General features: G+C 72.8%; 15 protein-coding genes and 1 pseudogene. 6 read left to right on the forward strand and 10 right to left on the reverse strand.

The features are described from left to right. Positions 1-82: 82 nt before the first annotated feature. The 7 genes from AB0M46_RS32720 to AB0M46_RS32750 all read right to left on the reverse strand — a co-directional run bounded on the left by AB0M46_RS32720 (position 83) and on the right by AB0M46_RS32750 (position 9,275). Positions 83-1,099, reverse strand: a complete 1,017-nt coding sequence (locus AB0M46_RS32720) for an aspartate-semialdehyde dehydrogenase (RefSeq protein ID WP_363342370.1) — start codon at positions 1,097-1,099, stop codon at positions 83-85. Positions 1,100-1,246: 147 nt separating this feature from the next. Further along, complete coding sequence (locus tag AB0M46_RS32725) at positions 1,247-1,534, reverse strand: Lrp/AsnC ligand binding domain-containing protein (protein WP_363342372.1); 288 nt, start codon at positions 1,532-1,534, stop codon at positions 1,247-1,249. A 39-nt stretch (positions 1,535-1,573) separates the two neighbouring features. Continuing rightward, positions 1,574-2,395, reverse strand: coding sequence for a sugar phosphate nucleotidyltransferase (locus tag AB0M46_RS32730; protein WP_363342374.1), 822 nt, complete (start codon positions 2,393-2,395; stop codon positions 1,574-1,576). Then, a complete protein-coding gene (locus tag AB0M46_RS32735; RefSeq protein WP_363342376.1) occupies positions 2,392-2,910 on the reverse strand; it encodes an NUDIX hydrolase in 519 nt (172 codons plus the stop codon). The genes AB0M46_RS32730 and AB0M46_RS32735 overlap by 4 nt, the downstream gene beginning before the upstream one ends. A gap of 18 nt (positions 2,911-2,928) precedes the next feature. After that, positions 2,929-4,719 carry an HD domain-containing protein gene (locus tag AB0M46_RS32740; protein ID WP_363342414.1) on the reverse strand — a complete coding sequence of 597 codons (1,791 nt, stop codon included), beginning with the start codon at positions 4,717-4,719 and terminating at the stop codon, positions 2,929-2,931. Positions 4,720-6,601: 1,882 nt separating this feature from the next. Further along, on the reverse strand, positions 6,602-8,335 hold the full coding sequence (locus tag AB0M46_RS32745) for a DEDD exonuclease domain-containing protein (RefSeq protein ID WP_363342378.1): 1,734 nt from the start codon (positions 8,333-8,335) through the stop codon (positions 6,602-6,604). Between the two features lie 46 nt (positions 8,336-8,381). Continuing rightward, the gene (locus AB0M46_RS32750; RefSeq protein ID WP_363342380.1) at positions 8,382-9,275 is read right to left on the reverse strand and encodes a GAF domain-containing protein; all 894 of its coding nucleotides are present in this window, start codon (positions 9,273-9,275) and stop codon (positions 8,382-8,384) included. 215 nt (positions 9,276-9,490) lie between these two features. Here AB0M46_RS32750 and AB0M46_RS32755 point away from each other — a divergent pair, with 215 nt between their 5' ends. From AB0M46_RS32755 to AB0M46_RS32770, 4 genes are all read left to right on the forward strand, one after another. Then, a complete protein-coding gene (locus tag AB0M46_RS32755; RefSeq protein WP_363342382.1) occupies positions 9,491-10,867 on the forward strand; it encodes an NYN domain-containing protein in 1,377 nt (458 codons plus the stop codon). 82 nt (positions 10,868-10,949) lie between these two features. Further along, positions 10,950-11,186: a hypothetical protein gene (locus tag AB0M46_RS32760; RefSeq protein WP_363342384.1), complete on the forward strand. Its 237-nt coding sequence runs from the start codon at positions 10,950-10,952 to the stop codon at positions 11,184-11,186. 26 nt (positions 11,187-11,212) lie between these two features. Then, positions 11,213-12,469, forward strand: a complete 1,257-nt coding sequence (locus AB0M46_RS32765) for a M48 family metallopeptidase (protein ID WP_363342386.1) — start codon at positions 11,213-11,215, stop codon at positions 12,467-12,469. A gap of 471 nt (positions 12,470-12,940) precedes the next feature. After that, positions 12,941-14,077, forward strand: coding sequence for a glycosyltransferase family 4 protein (locus tag AB0M46_RS32770; protein ID WP_363342388.1), 1,137 nt, complete (start codon positions 12,941-12,943; stop codon positions 14,075-14,077). A 148-nt stretch (positions 14,078-14,225) separates the two neighbouring features. Here AB0M46_RS32770 and AB0M46_RS32775 read toward each other — a convergent pair whose 3' ends face one another. From AB0M46_RS32775 to AB0M46_RS32785, 3 genes are all read right to left on the reverse strand, one after another. Further along, positions 14,226-14,894, reverse strand: a complete 669-nt coding sequence (locus tag AB0M46_RS32775) for a response regulator transcription factor (protein ID WP_344610478.1) — start codon at positions 14,892-14,894, stop codon at positions 14,226-14,228. A gap of 33 nt (positions 14,895-14,927) precedes the next feature. After that, on the reverse strand, positions 14,928-16,478 hold the full coding sequence (locus AB0M46_RS32780; RefSeq protein ID WP_363342416.1) for a GAF domain-containing sensor histidine kinase: 1,551 nt from the start codon (positions 16,476-16,478) through the stop codon (positions 14,928-14,930). A 129-nt stretch (positions 16,479-16,607) separates the two neighbouring features. After that, positions 16,608-18,398: a long-chain fatty acid--CoA ligase gene (locus AB0M46_RS32785; RefSeq protein WP_363342390.1), complete on the reverse strand. Its 1,791-nt coding sequence runs from the start codon at positions 18,396-18,398 to the stop codon at positions 16,608-16,610. Positions 18,399-18,526: 128 nt separating this feature from the next. Between AB0M46_RS32785 and AB0M46_RS32790 the strand changes: the two genes are divergently transcribed. After that, positions 18,527-18,970 (forward strand): SRPBCC family protein, encoded by a 444-nt coding sequence (locus tag AB0M46_RS32790; RefSeq protein WP_363342392.1) that lies wholly within the window; start codon positions 18,527-18,529, stop codon positions 18,968-18,970. Positions 18,971-19,084: 114 nt separating this feature from the next. Further along, positions 19,085-19,318 (forward strand): annotated as a pseudogene (locus AB0M46_RS32795) (hypothetical protein); the annotation flags it as partial. Between the last annotated feature and the right edge of the window lie 69 nt (positions 19,319-19,387).

Raw genomic sequence — 19,387 nt, forward strand, 5'->3', positions numbered from 1 at the left:
CTTGTCAAACCTAAGTCTAGGGCCGCCCGAAAAATCCGGGCCGCCGAAGATCGCGGAGCCAAGACGGAGCGTCACAACCGAACTACGCGGCCAGCAGCTCCGCGATCTGCACGGCGTTGAGGGCGGCGCCCTTGCGCAGGTTGTCGTTGGCGACGAACAGCGCCAGGCCGTGCTCGACGGTCTCGTCGACGCGGATCCGACCCACGTAGGACGGGTCCGCGCCCGCGGCCTGCAGCGGCGTCGGGACGTCGCTGAGCACCACGCCCGGCGCGTCCGAGAGCAGCTCCGTGGCCCGCGAGACCGACAGCGGCCGGGCGAAGCGGAGGTTCAGCTGCAGCGAGTGGCCGGTGAAGACGGGGACCCGCACGCAGGTGCCGGAGACCTTGAGGCCGGGGATCTCGAGGATCTTGCGGCTCTCGTTGCGCAGCTTCTGCTCCTCGTCGGTCTCGAAGGAGCCGTCGTCGACGATCGCGCCGGCCAGCGGGAGCACGTTGAACGCGATCGGGCGGGCGAACTTCTTCGGCTCCGGGAACTCGACCGCCGCGCCGTCGAAGGCGAGGGCCGCGGCGCCGTCGGCCACCTTGCGGACCTGCTCGTCGAGCTCGGCCACGCCGGCCAGGCCCGCGCCCGACACCGCCTGGTACGTGGCGGCGACCATCGACACGAGTGAAGCCTCGTCGTGCAGCGGGCGCACGACCGGCATGGCGGCCATCGTGGTGCAGTTCGGGTTGGCGATGATGCCCTTCGGCCGGTTGGCCGCGGCGTGCGGGTTGACCTCGGCGACGACCAGCGGCACGTCGGGGTCCATCCGCCAGGCCGAGGAGTTGTCGATGACGACGGCGCCGGCGGCGGCCACCTTCGGGGCGAGCTCCTTCGACGTGCCCTTGCCGGCCGAGAAGAGCACGATGTCCAGCCCGGCGTAGTCCGCGGTCTCCGCGTCCTCCACCGTGACCTGCGTGTCCTGCCAGTCGATGGGCCGCCCGGCGGAGCGGGCGGACGCGAACAGTCGCAACTCGTCTACTGGGAACTGCCGCTCGGCCAGGATGTGGCGCATGACGCTGCCGACCTGCCCGGTGGCCCCTACGATGCCGATCCTCATGGCGGCGAGGGTACCGGGTCGAAGACCGGCACTCGATGCGATTTGCCCCACTGTCGACGCCCTAACCAGGGCAAACGAGGGCTTCTTGCGGCCCGCCCGAGCAGCGGCGGCACGCCTTCTTGCGCGGGCCGCCGAAAAACGTGGGAATTAGTCCGCGTCGGGCAGGCCGATCGCGAACGCCTCCTCGAGGTCGTGCTTGGAATACGCCCGGAACGCGATGTGCGTGTCGGTGTCCACCACGCCCGGCACCTTCGAGATGCCGTTCGCGATGACCTCGGCGATGTCGTCGAACTGGCGCACGCGCACCATGGCGATCAGGTCGGTGTTGCCGGCGACGGAGTACACCTCGCTCACGCCGTCGAGGTTGGCGATGTTCTCGGCCACCTCCGGGATCGAGTCGGTCGCGCAGTCGATGAGGACGATCGCGGTGATCACCTGCGGTGCTCCCTCCATCCGGTGGTGGACATGGTCATGTTAGTGCGCGGGCACGGTCAGCCCCCGGCCGACCCGGATCGCGTCGGTGAGCTTCTCGTCCGCCGCCACCTCGCCGCCCGGCCACACCACCCCGCGGGTCACGTCCCCGGCCACGACGGCCCGCGCCCCGATCACGGCCCGGTCGAGCGCGCCGGTGACGAGGGCGTCCTCGCCGATCAGATTTCCCGGGTGTACGGCGTGCAGGTTCGCCGCCAGATAGTCCGCCGGAGTGCCGGTGTCCAGATAGGTACCCGGATACTCGACCACCCGCAGGCGGCCCTGTCGTTCGGCGGGGCGCCAGACCAGACGTACCAGATCGGACGGCTCCGGCTCCAGAGCGGCCACCAGGTCCCACGGCAGCAGCGAGAACCCGGCGAAGCGGTGCCCGCCAAACTCGTTCGGCGGGCCGGGCACCCCGAGGACTCGCGCCTCCCGCCCGTCCCAGTCCTCCAGCAGGGCGGCGATGTCCGCCCCCGGCGGCAGCGAGTCGGACGCCAGGTAGGCGTCGGCGTTGCCCACGAGCACGCCCCGGCCGCCGATCCAGTCCCGCAGCAGCCCGATCCCGCCCGCGGTGCCGAGCGGGTCGCCGGGCTCGACGGAGAGGTGGGCCCGGTCGCCGACGTGCTCGGCGACCAGGTGCCCGAGGTAGCAGGCGTTGACCGCGACCGGCAGGCCGAGGGCCTCCACCCGGGCCAGCGCACGGTCCAGCAGCGGCACGTTGCCGACCGGGCACAGCGCCTTGGGCAGGTGCTCGGTGAGCGGACGCAGGCGGCGCCCCTCGCCGGCGGCCAGCACGACCGCGCAGACGTCCCGACCGCTCATGCCTCGCGCACCTCGGGGTAGTCCTTGTACGGCCCGATGTCGTAGTGGGCGAGCAGCCGCGACGCCGACACGGTGAGCGGCGGCAGGTTGTCCAGCCGGTGCCAGGCCGCCTCGATCACCTCGGCCGGGTCGATGACGAGCTCGGCGCCGGGCTCGACCTCGGTCTGGAAGACCATGTCGACCCACTGCCCGTGGGTGTGCACGATCGCGTTGGGGTTGGCCGCGCGCATCTGCTCCGGCGGCAGCTTGATGCCCGTCTCCTCGGCGAGTTCTCGCGCGGCGCACTGCACCGGGGTCTCGCCGCGGTCCATCAGCCCGGCCGGCAGCGACCACCCGGCCCCGGGCGGCTGGCGCAGCAGCAGGATGCGGGTCAGCTGGTGGTCGCGGACGATCGCCACGGCGCCGATCGTGTACGTGGGCTGAAACGTGCGCACGATCCGGCGGCGCCAACGGCCGGGCAGCCGGTAGAACGTGCGGTACGTCAGCGCGCGCACGCGACCTCGGAAAGGGGTCATTCGGCTAAGGCTAGTGAGCTATCGCGGCGAGTGGTCGACCAGGGCGATCAGCTCGGCTACGACGTCGTCGGCGCTGCGCGCGTGGTCGGCCACGGCGACGAACAACGTCTCCAGGTCCGGGTACCCCAGCCGCGGCGCCAGCCGCACCAGCGGCAGGTCGCTGGCCAGGCCGCGGCCCTGCTGGCGCAGCGCGAGCCCGATCGCCAGCCGTCCCAGCCGTACCTTGTTGGCCACGGTGATCGACGGCGCCTCGTGCGCCTCGAACCACCGGCTGATGTGCAGCCGCGCGTGCGGCGTCCGCACGAAGTCCAGCCACTCCGGCGACGGGCCACGCGCCGGGGCGTCCGGGTCCAGGTCGAACTCGTCGCGCTGGCCGGCCCGCGTGATGATCTCGACGGAGTCTCCATCGGCCAGCGGCGACGACACCGCGATCAGCCGCCCGTTGACCCGCGCCCCGATACATCGGTTCCCGACGTCCGCGCCGAGGATGTACGCCAGGTCGACCGGCGTCGCGTCGGCCGGCAGCAGCACCGGCCGCCCGCCCCCGGCCGTCAGCACCAGGATCTGGTCCTCGGCTAGGTCGCAGCGCAGCGAGGCGATGAACTGCGACGGGTCGGACGCCGCGGCCTCCCAGTCGAGCAGCCGCCGCAGCCAGTCCAGCTGCTCGGCCTTGCTCGCCGGCCCGAACCGCGCGGCGGTGCTCGGGTAGCGGAAGTTCGCCACGATGCCGTACTCCGCCGCCTGGTGCATCTCGACGGTGCGGATCAGCACCTCGAGCGAGCGGCCCTCCGGCCCGAGCACCGTGGTGTGCAGCGACCGGTAGTTGTTGTTCTTCGGGGTCGCGATGAAGTCCTTGAACCGGCCCGGCACCGGCCGCCACTTGCCGTGTACCGCGCCCAGCGCCGCGTAACAGTCCGTCTCCGGCCCGTCCACGACGATGACCACCCGCGGCAGGTCGTGCGGCTCCGCGTAGTTGCCGTCGACCGTGTCCTTCCAGATGGAGTACAGGTGCCGGGGCCGGGGCGCCACGGTCGCGTCGATGCCGAACTTCTTCAGGTCGCTGCCGATTGCCGAGGTGACCTTCTCCAGGTACCCCTCCCAGCCGACCCGCTGGTTCACGTAGTCGGCCACCACCGCGTACCCGCTGGGCGACACGGCCCGCAGCACCCAGTCCTCGAGCTCCCGCTTCAGCGCCTGGATGCCGAGCCGCTCGCACAGCGGGATCAGTACCTCACGGGTGGCGGTGGCGATGCGCACCCGGCTCTTCACCGACCGCGCGTCGATCGTGCGCATGTTGTGCAGCCGGTCGGCCAGCTTGATGACCAGCACCCGCACGTCGCGCCCGGCCGCCACGATCATCTTGCGGATCGTCTCGGCCTCGGCGTCCGCGCCGTAGAACATCTTGTCGAACTTCGTGACGCCGTCGACCAGCAGCGCCACCTCGCCGCCGAAGTCCCGCTCCAGCGCGCCGAGCGTGTAGTCGGTGTCCTCCACGGTGTCGTGCAGCAGCGCCGCCACGAGCGTGGTGGTGTCCATCCCGAGGTCGGCCAGGATCTCGGTGACCTCGAGCGGGTGCGTGATGAACGGCTCCCCGCTCTTGCGCATCTGCCCGCGGTGCATCTGCTCCGCCGTGCCGTACGCCCTGCGCAGCAACGCGATGTCGGCCGACGGGTGGATCTGCCGGTGCACCCGCAGAATCGGCGCCATGGGGTCGTCGCTGGTCTGCCACGGCAGCATGGCCCGCAGCCGCGAGCCGATGATCGCCGTGTACGTGCCCGTCGGGTCGCCGGGCACCGACGCCCCGACCAGCGCCGCATAACTCGGTGGCGGCGGTACCTCGGGCGAGTCGTCGGTGGGCGGCGCGGTCAGCTTCTGCCGGGGCGCCGCATATCGATCGTCGGGCTGGGCGTCGCGCCCCTTGCCCCGCGCACCCGCCGCCGGCTTGCGCGAGCCGGCGCCCTCGGAGCGCTTGGCGTCCGGCACAGGGTCTGCGCGGCGGGGCTCGTCCGCCTCGGAGGCCTGCTGTTTGCCGTCACCGTGCGTGTTGCGCGGCTTGTCGGCCCGCGCCCGGCTCTCGATGGCCCGGTCGTTGGCGGGCCAGTCCGCCGGTCCGCGCTGCTGCGCCGCCTCGGGCTGACCGCCCTCGCCGCCCTGGCCCGGCTGGTCGGGTCGCTCGGTCCGCTCCTGCCGGTTCGCCTGCTCCCGCCGGGCGTCGCGGTCGTTGTGGGCGTCACGGCCGGTGCGGGTGGCGCGGTCGTTCGCGGCGTGGTCCGCGTGGGCGTCGCGCTCTTGGTGGGGGTCGCGGGTCGCGCGGTCGTTCGGCGCGTGGTCCGCATGGGGGGCGCGGTCGTTCGGCGCGTGCTCGTTGGGCGCGCGGTCTTGCGGGCCGCGGTCTTGTGAGGCGCGGTCTTGTGAGGCGCGGTCTTGCCGGGTGCGATCGCCAGGGGCGCGGTCTTGCGGGGCGCGGTCGTTCAGGGCGCGGTCGTGCTGGTGGCCGCGGTCGCCGCCCCCGGTGGGCATTCGCTCCGGTCGGCGGCCCTGTTCCTCGGGGGCACCCCCGGAAGGCTGCCGGTCGGTGGCCAACCGGTCGCCCGGCCCCGGCGGCGCGGCCCGGCGGCGCGCGGGTGTCTCGGGCGTATTGATCGCGGCGGTCGGGAGACCCTTGGGGCCGAGGAACATCTCACCGGCGTGGAGCCGCTCACCCCCGTTCCCGGCTGCGGCGTTGCTGCCCGGTGGTTTGACGCTCCCGGGCGGGTTGGTCGCGAACCCCCCACCGCCGAGCGCCTCGACCCGTATCGTCATCGGCCCGCGGCCCGGCCCGTCCCCGTCGAGGGCGCCGAGCGCCTCGTCCCGCAGCCGTCGGGCATCGTCGCTGGTCGCGGCGGTCATGAACCCGGTCGCCAGGCCGACACGGAAATTCGGGAACTCCATGGGGTTGCCGTCCGACGCCGCTGGGTCCACCATGTACTCGCTGTGCGTCGCGTTCCGATCCGCATGCGGGTCCGAACCCGGCCCGACACCCGCACCAACGCCACTCGCACCATCACCGACACCACCGCTGCCCGACAGTCCGCCGCCCGGGTGGACAGCCGGACGAGCGAGCCCCAAGCCGGAATGCGGGCCGTGGCCGGCCAGGCCACCGCCGAACGACCCACCAGCCAGCGAACCGCCTGCACCCACGACGCCGGGACCACCGCCGCTCAGGAAGCCATCGGGTGCGGAGCCAGCATCGAACGAGCCAGCATCGAACGAGCCGCCATCGACCGAGCCACCGTTGACCGAGTCCCCGTCAGGGCCGGGCGCGCCGGGGGAGTGCACGGCGAACGACGGACCCGAGCTCACGGCAAGCGCGTGCCCACCGGGCGGCGCGCCAGGCGCATGACCAACGGGAGGCAACTGTCCGGAGCCCGCGCCGGGTGACTGGCCACTGGAGGTCTGGCCGAGGTCGGCCGGCGCGGATATCTCAGCCGCATGGGGCGGCTGGGACGGCTCGGCGGCCGGGCCAGGCGGGAAACTGTCCGGAGCGGCCGGGGAGAGGGCCGCACCGAAGGGCGCGCCGGACTGCAGACCGGGCTCCATGCGGCACCTCCTCACCAACGGGCCGGGGGGGCCTGGGTTTGGGTAGGTTCCAGCCTAGTTTCCTCTTGGGCATCCGATCGGTCATTTGAGTATGTGCGATCGTCCGATGTGCCTACCCATCCAGATCGGTCTGAACCATGGCTGCGGCCTCCGCGCGGGCCAGGAACGGCCGCCATCGCCCCGCCCCGTCGGCCGGCGATGACCAGCCCACATCCGTCTTGACCAGCCTGGTTTCGGGCCGCTCGAGCCACGCGAGGATCCGCTCGGTCTCCTCCGGCGAGGCCCGCGGCGTCGGACCCGGCCCGGGCAACACCGTCTCCGCTGTGGCCAACACCACATCAAGCGTCGGCTGTGGATGCACCCTCGGGGGTGAAACGCCCGCCGCGGCGAGCCGCCCGTGCCGCACGACCGCGATCTCCCAGCCCCCGGCCGCGGACGGGCGCGCCGCGACCAGCTCGGGCAGGCTGCTCAGCGAGGCCAGCCGCTGCATCCGGATCGCGCTGCGCAGGAGCGCGATGAGCCGGCCCCGGATGGTCGCCGCGTCCTCGAAGCGCTCCGCCGCCGCGAGCGTCTCGATCCGCGCCATGAGCCCCCGCACGATCGGGCTCGGGTCGCCGGTCGTCGCGGCGCGGAACGGGGCGGCCGCCCCGGCCTCGTAGTCGTCGGCCGAGATCCGGTGCTCGCACGGGGCGGGGCAGCGACCCAGCTCGGCGAGGGCGCAGGCCGGCGTGGGCGTGCGCGGGGACAGCTTGTGGGTGCACTGGCGGATGGGCAGTGCGTCGTACACCCCGGCGGCGGCCAGCTCGGCGCCGCGCCGCGAGCCGAACGGCCCGAGGTAGGCGCCGCCGTCGGCGTGCAGGTCGCGCACGACCGACAGTCGCGGATAGGCCTCGGTGGTGAGCTTGAGCCACATGACGCGCTCGGGGAACTTCGAGCGGCGGTTGTACGGCGGCTTGTGCGCGGCGATCAGCCGCAGCTCGCGCACCTCGGCCTCCAGCGAGTGCGCGCAGGGGATCGCCTCGACCCGCTCGGCGGCGTTGAGCATCTCGTCGATGCGCGCCCGCTTCTCGGCCGCCGTGAAGTAGCTGCGCACGCGGGTGGCGATCGAGGAGCTCGTCCCGATGTACAGCGGCCGGTCCTTGTGCCCCCGGAACACGTAGACCCCGGGCTTGTCGGGCAGCCCGTCGGCGAGGTGCCGCTTGCGCCGCTGTGCCGGGCTGACCGCCTTCACGAACTCGATGACGTCGCCGACGGTGTGCACCTTGAGGCTGCCGAGCCGGGCGAAGAGCCCGTGCAGCACGTCCACGGTGGCGCGGGCGTCGTCGAGGGCCCGGTGGATCGGCTGGGTCGTCGCCCGGAAGTGCCGGGCCAGCGTGGAGAGCTTGTGGTTGGGCACCTCGTCGGCGATGAGCGCCCGCCGCGCGATCGCGGCGGTGTCGAGCACGATCGGCTTGGGCCAGGGGTAGCCGTGCTTGGCACAGGCGGCCTTCAGGAATCCGGTGTCGTAGGGCGCGTTGTGCGCGACCCACACGGCGCCCTTGGCGAACTCGAGGAAGCTGGGCAGCACCGTGTCCAGCTTCGGGGCCTCCACCAGCATCATCTCCGTGATGCCGGTGAGCACCGTGATGAAGGCGGGCAGCCGCTCCTCGGGGTTGACCAGCGTGCCGAACTCGCCCAGGATCTGACCGCCGCGGACCTTGACCGCGCCGATCTCCGTGATGCCGCCGCCGTCGGGCGCGTTGCCGGTCGTCTCCAGGTCGACCACGACGAACGTGGTGGAAAAGAGCGTTGCCGCGCGGGGATCATCGAAGAGGGTGTCGAGCGTTTCCTGGTGGTATTCGGCCACGGCCGAACCCTACGGCCAGGGTGTGACAAAAACGCGTCCGCGCAGCTCAGTGCGGCGGGAAGCGCAGCTCGAAGCGCACGTCCGGCGAGCCGAAGCTGGCCGAGGTGTCCATGATCGTGGCGCCGTGCGCGCGCAGGATGCCGGCCACGGCGCGCGGCACGGGCTCGTCGGCCCCCCGCAGGCCGGCCAGGTCGGTGTGCCACTCGGGCCGGATGCTGCCGCCGGCGTGTCTGATCTCGATCGCCGGCACCGGCTCGGCCAGCACCCGCACCGCGATCCGCCCGCCGGCCGGGGCGACCTTGAGTGCGCTGAAGATCACGTAGTCGAGCGAGCGGGACAGCTTGGCCGGGTCGGCGTGGATCGTCGTCGCGCCGGTGAGGCCCAGCGTGATCGCGATGTTGCGGGCGTCGGCGATGCCGCGCAGCTCGCGGATGCGGGCCTCGGTCAGGTACGCCAGGTCGACCGGGCGCGGCTGTGGGCGCGGCTCCAGCTCGTCGGTGATCACCAGCCGGCGCAGCTCCAGCAGCTCCGTGACCTGCTTGGCCAGCGCCCGCAGCGCGCGCATCTGGTCGAGGTCGAGCCGGTGCGGGGCGTGGTCGACCACGCACAAGGTGCCCAGCGCGGCGCCGCCCTGGGTCAGCAGCGGCGCGCCGGCGTAGAAGCGGATGCCGTCGTCGCCGCGGACGAAGGGGTTGTCGGCGAAGCGCGCGTCGGCGGTGGCGTCGGGCACCACCATGAGGTCGCGGCCCATGATCGCGTGGGCGCAGAAGGCCACCTCGCGCGGCGTCTCGGGCACGGCGACGTCGCCGACCTTGGCCTTGAACCACTGCCGCTCGGCGTCGACCAGGGTGACCAGCGAGATTGGCGCGCCGCAGATCTCGCTGGCGATCCGGACGATGTCGTCGAAGTCGGCCTCCGGGGGCGTGTCCAGAATGGCCATCGCATGCAAAGCGGAAAGCCGCTCCGCCTCGTTCTGTGGTACCGGTGCCGCCATCCCGACCTCCTGCGCCTCCGCGTGAACCCAGCCGTACACCTGACCAGCCGTACACCTAATCGGGTGAAATAAGGATATGTCAGCTTTTAGCCTTTCGGGGTAAGGCGGCGGTCCTGGACACCATCCCGGGCGAATGTGGTCGAGAATGCGACACTGGAGTGATGTCTGCGTACGACGTTCCCGATGACCTCGACCCCGAGGCCGCGGTGACCGCTGCGCAGACCGCCGATGACCAGGAGCCAGTCCTGCCCGAGCCGGTCCGCCAGCGGGTGATCGCCCTTGCCGCGGGGGCCATGGGTGGCGTACCGCTGGACGAGCTCCCGATGCCGCTGCGCCGGGTGGCCAAGTTCGCCCCCAACCGCCGCGCCCGCCTGGGCGGGCCGGTCATCGCCATGCAGCTGTCCGGCGACCCGCTGCTGCGCCAGCGCCTGGCCACGCGGGTCGTGAACGACGCCGGCGACCTGGGCGCGGCCATCCTGGAGGGCGTCGCGCCGGCGGCGGCCGACCCGGTCGAGGTGGCCGCCCTGGCGTATCTCGCCCGCCCCGACGGCTGGCGCGGGCTCGTCAGCGACGCGATCGAGGCCGTGCGGGCCGACGTGGAGGGCGCCGTCGCCTCCGAGCGCGTGCGCGACGTCGAGCAGCGCCTGGCCCGGGCCGAGCACGACCGCGCGGTGGCCAAGGTCGAGGCCGACAAGCTGCGCGACGAGCTGGCCCGGCTGCGCGACGAGGCGGCCGGCCTGCGCGACGAGGTGCGCTCGCTGGGCAAGGCGCTGCGGGAGACGCAGGCCAAGGAGCGCAAGGCCACCGACATGCTCTCGGCCGAGAAGGGCCGGGGGGTGCGCACCGCCGCCGACCACGACGCCGAGCTGCGCCGCCTGCGGGCCCGCCTGGCCGAGGCCGAGACCGCGGCCGGCGCGCAGCGGCAGAGCGCCAAGGACGCGCGGGCGGTCGACGACGCGCGGCTGTGGCTGCTGCTGGAGACCATCGGCCAGGCCGCCGTCGGCCTGCGCCGCGAGCTGGCCCTCGACCCGACCGACAAGCTCCCGGCCGACTTCGTCGCCGATACCGCCGCCGACCGGCCCGAGAGCGCCTCCGGGGCCGCCTCCGCCCGCGCGCTCGACGCCGACGACCCCGCCCGCCTCGACCAGCTGCTGAGCCTGCCCAAGGCGCACATGATCGTCGACGGCTACAACGTCACGAAGCGGGGGTACGCCGAGATCTCGCTCGAGCAGCAGCGCAACCGCCTGATCGCGGGCGTCGGCGGGCTCGTGGCGCAGACCCGCGCCGAGGTCACCGTGGTGTTCGACGGCGCCGAGCGGGTCCACGGCCTGCCACCGGCGCCGCGCGGCGTGCGCGTGCTGTTCTCCAAGAAGGGCGAGACCGCCGACGAGCTCATCCGCCGCCTGGTGCGGGCCGAGCCGGCCGGCCGGCCGATCGTGGTGATCTCCTCCGACAAGGAGGTCGTCGACGGGGTGCGCCGGCACGGGGCGTACCCGCTGGCGTCCGACACGCTCCTGCGCCGCCTGTCACGGTCCTGAGCTGCGGTTTCTCATTTTTGTCGTACCCCGCCGTTACCGTTCGTGCTATCCGGTTCACCGGCACGTCGGTTTTGGAGGAGCGATGCTCGTCGACTGCGAAAGCTGTTCGGTGCGGGGCAACGCCTGCAGCAACTGCGTGATGACCCTGCTGCTCGACACGCCGCCCGCGTTCCACCAGCTCGGTGCCGAGGAGGTGCGGGCCATCGAGGTCTTCGAGCTGGCCGGCTTCGAGGTCACCGTGCTGGAGCCCACCCACTTCGACAAGACGCCGATCACCCCCGTTCCCTCACCCCGGCGCCGCCGCGGGCGAGCCGCCTAGGCTGTTGTGATGCATAGGCTGTCGCGATGACCCCTCGAGCCTGGGCCGCCGTCACGCTCGTCGCGCTGATCATCGCGGCCGCCGTCGTCGCGCTGCTGCGGGTCCCGTGGTCGGCGCCGGCGGCCCCGCGGGCCGACCAGCTGGCGGCCCTGGACACGCTGCCGCACGACGCCGTGTCCCAGGGCCGGGCGTTCCACGCCGCGCTGCGCCCCGGCACCTACCTGTCGCTGGCGCTGGGCCTCCTGGTCGCCCTGCTGCTGGGCTTGACCCCGGCCGGCTCCTGGCTGGTCGAGCAGGCCGGCCGTCCGTTCGGCGGCCACTGGCTGGCCCGGGCCCTGCTCGGCGGCTTCGCCGTGACGCTGGTCGGCGAGGTGGTGGCCCTGCCACTGGCCGCCTGGCGCCAGTCCATCCTGCGCCGTTACGGCCTGTCCACCCAGGGCTGGGGCGGCTGGACGGTCGACCTGCTCAAGGGCTACGCCGTCGGCGCCGTCATCGGCGCGATCGTCCTGGTCGGCTTCTTCACCATCACCCACTTCGCCCCGCGCTGGTGGTGGGCCTGGGCGGCGACCGGCGCGGCGGCCCTGGCCGTGCTGCTCACCTTCGTGTTCCCGGTCCTGGTCGAGCCGGTCTTCAACAAGTTCACCCCGATGCCGGCCGGCGAGCAGCGCACCCGCCTGATGGACCTGGCCGCCCGCGACGGCGTCCCGGTCCGCGACGTGCTGATCGCCGACGCGAGCCGCCGCACGCGCGCGGTCAACGCCTACGTCTCCGGCCTGGGCCCGACCCGCCGCATCGTCGTCTACGACACCCTGCTGGAGAAGGCCCCGCCGGACGAGGTCGAGGCCGTCGTCGCCCACGAGCTCGGCCACGCCAAGGACGGCGACGTCCTGACCGGCACCCTGCTGGGCGCCCTGGGCGCCGCCGCCGCGGTCTGCGTGCTGTACCTGCTGGGCTCCTGGTCCGCCTTACTCCGCCTGGCCCGCGTCGACTCCATCGCCGAGCCTCGCGCCATCGCCCTGCTCCTGGCCGTCGCCACCGTCGGCGGCCTGCTCGCCGGCCCCGCCCAGTCCCTGGTCACCCGTCGCATCGAGGCCCGCGCCGACGAGCACGCCCTCGCCCTGACCCGCGACCCGGCCGAGTTCGAGGCCATGCAGGGCCGCCTGTCCCTGGTCAACCTGGGCGACCCGGACCCCAACCCCGTCGAGCAGTTCCTCTTCGGCACCCATCCCACCGCCGTCGAACGCATGGCCGCTGCCCGAGCCTGGGCCCGCGCCCACCCCTGACCCTGCCCCGTCCCCACCCACCCGGACCCACGCGGCCCCGGCTCCCGTTCCGCTCGGCCCTGACCGTTGCCGCCCCACTCCTGCCCAGACCCCATCCGCGTCCAGCCCCAGGTCGCCCGCGCGCCGATCCGCTCCCAGGCGCCGAGCGCGCGCTGATCCGCGTTTAGGGCGCCGGCCGCGCGCCGATTGCTCCCTGGCGCCGGCCGCACGCTGATCCGCTTTCCATCGCCGTCCGCGCTGTCCGCGCCGTCTGTCCCGTCCGCGCCGTCTGTGTCGTCGTCCGTGCTGCTCGCGCTGTCTGTCCCGCCCACGCTGTTTGTGCCGCCCGCGCTGTTCGGGTCGTTCGGGCTGTGGCTGTCGCCTCGACGCTCGTATATGCCCGGTCCGGGCAGTCGGCATTCGCAGCAGTGCGCGGCGGCTCGGGGAAGTGGACCCGGGTTGGGCGGGGCGGGTTGGCGCTGGTAAGCACTGGTGGTGCGGACCCTCCTGGTGACCAACGATTTTCCGCCCCGGCCCGGGGGGATTCAGCAGTTCGTGCACAACCTTGCGGTGCGGGTGCCGGGGGACGAGGTCGTCGTGTACGCGTCCACCTGGAAGGGGGCCGGCAAGTTCGACGCCGGGCAGCCGTTCGAGGTGGTGCGGGACGGCACCGGGATGTTGCTGCCCACGCCGCGGGTGGCTCGGCGGGCGGCCGAGATCGCGCGCGGGCGGGGGTGTGACCGGGTCTGGTTCGGGGCGGCGGCGCCGCTCGGGCTGCTCGCGGACGGGCTGCGGCGGCGGGCCGACATCGCAAGGGTCGTTGCGCTCACGCACGGGCACGAGGTCGGGTGGGCGGCGCTGCCGGGTGCGCGCGGGCTGCTGCGGCGCATCGCGCGGGGCGCCGACGTGGTCACGTACCTGGGGGAGTACACGAGGGTTCGGCTGGCCCGGGCGATCGGCGGGCTGACCGCGCTCGAGCGGCTGGCGCCCGGGGTGGACGTGGACGCGTACTCGCCCGGCGTCGACGGCGGTGAGGTGCGGGCGCGGCACGGGTTACAGGGGCGGCCGGTGGTGGTCTGCGTGTCGCGGCTCGTGCCGCGCAAGGGGCAGGACGTGCTCATCCGGGCGTTGCCGCAGGTCAAGCGGGCGGTGCCGGGGGCGGCGCTGCTCATCGTCAGCGGGGGGCCGTACCGGGGGACGCTCGAGCGGCTGGCCCGGGAGCACGGGGTCGAGCGCGACGTCGTGTTCACCGGGCCGGTGTCCTGGGAGGACCTGCCGGCGCACTACGCGGCGGGGGACGTGTTCGCGATGCCCTGCCGGACGCGGCGGCGCGGGCTCGACGTCGAGGGGCTCGGGATCGTGTACCTCGAGGCGTCCGCCACCGGCCTGCCGGTGCTCGCCGGGGACTCGGGCGGGGCGCCGGACGCGGTGCGGGACGGGGAGACCGGATTCGTGGTGCCGGGGCGGGACGTGAAGGCCGTGGCCGAGCGGCTGATCACCCTGCTGCGGGACCGGGAACTGGCGGCGCGAATGGGGGCCGCGGGGCGGGCCTGGGTCGAGGCCGAATGGCGGTGGGAGAGCCAGGCGGCTCGGCTGAATGCGCTTCTTGCCGGTGAAAAAGGCACGTGAACAATGAGTGCCCGATCGGCCCCCGACAATCAGCACAAGGGGGATTCCATTTTGTGGCAATGATTGCGGCGATTGGCGCGGCCGGCTGCCGGGGGTAAGTGACGGCGAGCCGGCCGTACGCGCGAATTGTTGGGGGTAGGAAACGAGGTTAGAAGCTCGGGGCGTCCGGTGCCTCGAGCAGGCCCAGGCGAAGGGCCGTCATCAGGGCCTGGGCGCGGTTGGCGGCGCCGAGCTTCTCGTACAGCTTCGAGATGTGCGTCTTCGCGGTCGACTCCGAGACGAACAGCTGCTTGGCGATGCCGGCCACGCTCATCCCATCGGCCAGCAGGCGCAGCACCTGACCCTCGCGGGGGGACAGCTGCGGGCCGCTCGGGGCCAGCCGGCGCTTCATCGCCTCGGCCAGGTCGGCGGCGGTGAAGGCGCTGGGGGCCGAGGCGGCGTGCCGGGCCGCGGCCACGACCTCGTCGGCCGGGGCGGTCTTCGGCACGAAGGCCGAGGCGCCGGCCTCGAGGGCGCCGAAGAGCTGGTCGTCGCCGGCATACATGGTCAGCACGACGATGCCCATGCTGTTGCTGGTCTTGCGCAGGGCGCGGGTGGCCTCCAGGCCGCTGCCGTCGGGCAGGCGGAGGTCCATGATCACGACGTCGGGCTGGAGCGCGCCGGCCTGGCGGATCGCCTCGGCCGCGGTGGCGGCCTCGCCGACCACCTCGAACTGGCGGTCGCGCTCGAACGCGTGCCGCAGCCCCCGGCGGATCAGATCGTGGTCGTCGACGAGCAGCACTTTGGTGCGAGTCGTCGGGGTCGCGGTAGTAGACATTCCCGGTGCTCTCTCCCTCTGGGTGCCTTCACGCTACCGCGCACGCGGTGCGGTTCCGAGCACAACCGCCACTGTGGTCCCATTCGGCACTCGTGGCGTGATCTCCAACCGGCCCCGGATACGTTCCGCCCTCTCGGCCATGATCGCAAGACCATAGCGTCCATCCGGGCGGTTCTCACCGATGCCGCTGCCATCGTCGGAGATTTCTACCTGTGCGAACGGTGGATCGACCGCGCACGTTACCCAAAGATTCTCCGCGCCGGCATGTTTCCGTGCGTTGGTGATGGCTTCCTGGGCGATGCGCAGCAATTCTGCCTCGACGGCGGCGGGTAGCCGGGCGGTGGTCTCGTCGAGGGAAAGGTGGACCCGCAGGCCGGCGGAGGCGCCGACGGTGCGGGCGTAGTCGGCGATGGCGGCGGTGAGCCCGCCGTAGCGGTCGACCTCACTGCGCAGCTCGAACAGCGACAGCCGCAGCTCGGTGATGACCCGCGTGACCTCGGTGCGCAGGACGCGCAGCTCCTCCTCGGCCGCCTCGGCGTTGGGCAGCGCGGCGACGGCGTTGTCGATGCCGTAGCCGACCATGACGAGCTCCTGGGCCACCCCGTCGTGGATCTCGCGGGCCAGGCGCTGCCGCTCCTCGGTGGTGGCCAGGGACCGGACCTCGTCGAAGAGCAGGGCCGCCTCCAGGCGCAGGGCGGCCGGGCCGGTGACGGCCTGGACCTTGGTGACCAGCGACGGCGGGTACGCCCCGGCCTCGTCGCTCTCCAGCACGATGAGCCCGACGGTGCGCACGCCGGCGATGAGCGGCACCACCATCGACGACGTGGTCTGCCGGCTGCTCACCGAGCGGGCCTGCGAGCGGCCCGAGACGATCGGCTGCTGGGTGGCCCAGGCGTCGGCCACCTTGCTCTCGGTGTCCAGCGCGGTCTCCCAGTCCAGCCGCTCGACGCCGGCCTGGGCCAGCACGACCAGCCGGCCGCCGCCGCTGCCGGACAGCACGGCGCCGCGCACGGACGGCACCAGGGCCCGGACCTCCTCGAGCAGGTGCTCGGCCAGGCCGCCCGGGTCCAGCGTGGCCCCCGGCAGCTGGCGGGCCACGCTGCGCAGCTGGGTGAGCAGGCGGGTCGCCTCGGCGTAGGGCTGCGGCGGGTCCTCCGGCCGGCGGGCCAGCAGGATGCGCTGCAGGATCGTGGCCTGGAAGGCGGCCACGGCGGCGACCACCAGCCACTCGGCGCCCGCGGTCAGGTACGCCCGCTCGCCCAGCCGCCCCTCGACCGCCCCGCCGACGATCAGCAGCGTCCCCGCGGCGGCGAGGTAGGCGCCGGCCATCCGGCGGCCCTCGGAGAGCGCGGCGGCGACGATCGGCACCGGGAGGTACACCAGGAGGGCCTCGGCGTCCCCGTTGAGCGTGGAGGCGGCGAAGGCCGTGAGGAGGACCTCCGCCGTGCGGCCGAGCCGGGCCACCTCATGGCCCTGCGGCGCGGCCGTGGCGATGATCGCCGCGGCGACCAGGAGCGCGAGCCAGAGCAGCTCGGCCGCCCGGATGCCGTCGGACAGCAGCAGGGTCGCGGCCAGCGCGAGCATGGACACGCGCACCGCGACGACCGCCGGGCGCGGGCGGGCGTGGACGTTGGTTCTGTCCTCGGCCCGGGCGGGGGCGGCGGCCAGCTCCGTCAACAGCGGTCCCTTCTCACCAGGAGCACGGAATGGGGGTCAGCGCTCGTAGATGGCGGTGATGTCGGCGGCGTACTCCTTCATGACGACGTTGCGCTTCACCTTCAACGACGGCGTCAGCTCGCCGGTCGCCTCGGTGAAGTCGCGCGGCAGGATGCGGAACACCTTGATCGCCTCGGCCTTCGACACGGCCTGGTTGGCCTCGTCGATCGCCTTCTGGATCTCGGCCCGCAGCTGCTGGTCGTCGATCAGGCTCTCGACGCCGGCGTCCTCGGGCTTGCCGTTGTCGCGCTTCCAGGCCGGCAGGGCGTCGGGGTCGATGGTGACCAGCGCGGCGATGAACGGCTGCCGGTCGCCGACCACCATGCACTGGCTGACCAGCGCGTGGGCCCGGACGCGGTCCTCGAGCACGGCCGGGGCCACGTTCTTGCCGCCGGCCGTGACGATGATCTCCTTCTTGCGCCCGGTGATGCGCAGGAACCCGTCGTCGTCGAGCTCGCCGAGGTCGCCGGTGTGCAGCCAGCCCTCGGCGTCGATCGCCTCCGCGGTGGCCTCGGGGTTGTTCCAGTACCCCTTGAAGACGATGTCGCCCTGGACCAGGATCTCGCCGTCGTCGTCGATGCGGATGGTCACGCCGGGCAGCGGGCGCCCGACGGTGCCGATCCGCACGCCGGTGTCCCGGTTGGCGTTGGTCGCCGGGGACGTCTCGGTGAGCCCGTACCCCTCGTAGATGGTCACCCCGATGCCGCGGTAGAAGTGGGCCAGCCGCTCGCCGAGCGGGGCGCCGCCGGAGATGGCCCGGGTGCACTGGCCGCCGAGCGCGGCCCGCAGCTTGCTGTAGACCAGCCGGTCGAAGAGCGCGTGCTGGGCCTTGAGCACCAGGCCGGGGGAGGGGGTCGCGCTGTAGTCGATGGCCACCCGCTCGGCCCGGTCGAAGATCGCGCCCTTGCCGTCGGCCTGGGCCCGCTGCTTGGCGGTGTTGTAGACCTTCTCGAACACGCGGGGCACGGACAGTACGAACGTCGGCCTGAAGCTCTTGAGCACGTCGGCCAGGTTCTTCGTGTCGGCCGTGTGCCCCATGGTGGCCCGGGCCTGCACGACGCCGATCTGGATCAGCCGGGCGAAGGAGTGGGCCAGGGGCAGGAACAGCAGCGTGCGGGCGCCCTCGTTGAACAGCGAGCGCAGCTGCGGGATGGCGTTGACGATGTCCGCGAGCATGTTGCGGTGGGTGATCATGCAGCCTTTGGGGCGCCCGGTCGTACCGCTGGTGTAGATGATCGTCGCGAGGTCCTCCGCGGACGTCGACGTGCGCCGCTTGTCCACGTCCTCGCGGGGCACCGAGGCGCCGTCGGCCCCGAGCTCCTCCACCGCGCCGCGCTCGCCGTCGATCTGCCACACGTGGGCCAGGGCCGGCGCCTCGTCGCGCACCTGCGCCACGGCGTCGCGGTGGGCGTCGGTCTCCACGAAGCAGGCCACCGCGCCGGAGTCCTGCAGGATCCAGGCCACCTGCTCGGGGCTGGAGGTTTCGTAGATGGGGACGGTCACCGCGCCGCAGGTCCAGATCGCGTAGTCGATGAGGGTCCACTCGTAGCGCGTCTTGCACATCAGGCCGACCCGCTCGCCCGGCTCGATGCCGGCCGCCAGCAGGCCGCGGGCCAGCGTCACGACCTGGTCGCGGAACTGCGCGCAGGTGACGTCCTGCCACGCACCGTCGATCAGGCGCTGGAACTGCACCGCGTCCGGGGCAACGGCGGCGTTGTCCCAGACGGGGTCGGTCAGCGTGGCCGTCTCGGCGATGATGACCGCGGCGGGAACGGAGAACTCGCGCACGTCCGACTCCATTTCAGCTCTGGTTCCGTACCCGGAACCTACCGGTAGGTGGGTTCGGGCGCGCGGGGGCCCGCCGGGGTGGCGAGCCGACGCTCCGCGGCCGTCGCGGCAGAGGTAGCCTGCCACGCATGGCCGACACTTCGACGCAGTCGATCGTCATTGACGCGACCCCGGAGCGGGTCGCCGCGGTCATTGCCGACTTCGCCCGTTATCCGGAGTGGGCCGCGGCGGTGAAGACGGCGGAGGTGGTCGAGGAGTACGAGGACGGATACGCCAGCCAGGTCCGTTTCGTGCTCGATTCGGGCCCGGTGTCCGACGAGTACACCCTGCGGTACGCATACGCCGAGGACCTGAGTCGCATCGAGTGGACCCTCGTGGCACCGTCGAAGATGCAGAAGCAGCAGGACGGCTCCTACGACATTAGCGTGAATGAGGACGGTACTTCCACGGTCACCTATTCGCTGTCGGTGGAACTCGCGATCGGCATGCTCGGCATGTTCAAGCGCAAGGCCGAGAAGATGATCATGGACACGGCCCTCAAGGAGCTCAAGCGGCGGGTGGAGCAGGCATGAGCCGGTCCGAGGCGGAGGTGGCGGTATGAGCGGTCCGCAGCGAAGCGGAGGGGCCGCGAGGAATGAGCTCAGCCTTGGCTCGTGCCGGCGCCGGAGCGAAGCGGAGGTGACGGCATGAGCCGGGACCCGAGGGAAGAGGCCGAGCGACTGGTGGCCGCCGCGCTGGCCGCGATGTCGATGGCGGCCCGCAGTACCACCGGATTCGCCACCGGCTCGGCCGAGTGCTGCGTCTGCCCGCTGTGCAAGGCCGTCGCCGCCGCCCGCGACCCCGACCCGCAGGTCGCCGAGCGGCTGGCCACCGGAGCGGGCGATATCGCCGAGGGCGTGGCATCCTTCCTGCGCAGCTTCGGTGGCTCGAACGCCTGGCGTGCGGCCACCCAGAACCAGTCAAATACCACCGACAGCGACGTCGAACAG

Origin of the sequence: Dactylosporangium sp. NPDC051485 (assembly GCF_040682015.1) — a bacterium.
Classification (GTDB): Bacteria; Actinomycetota; Actinomycetes; order Mycobacteriales; family Micromonosporaceae; genus Dactylosporangium.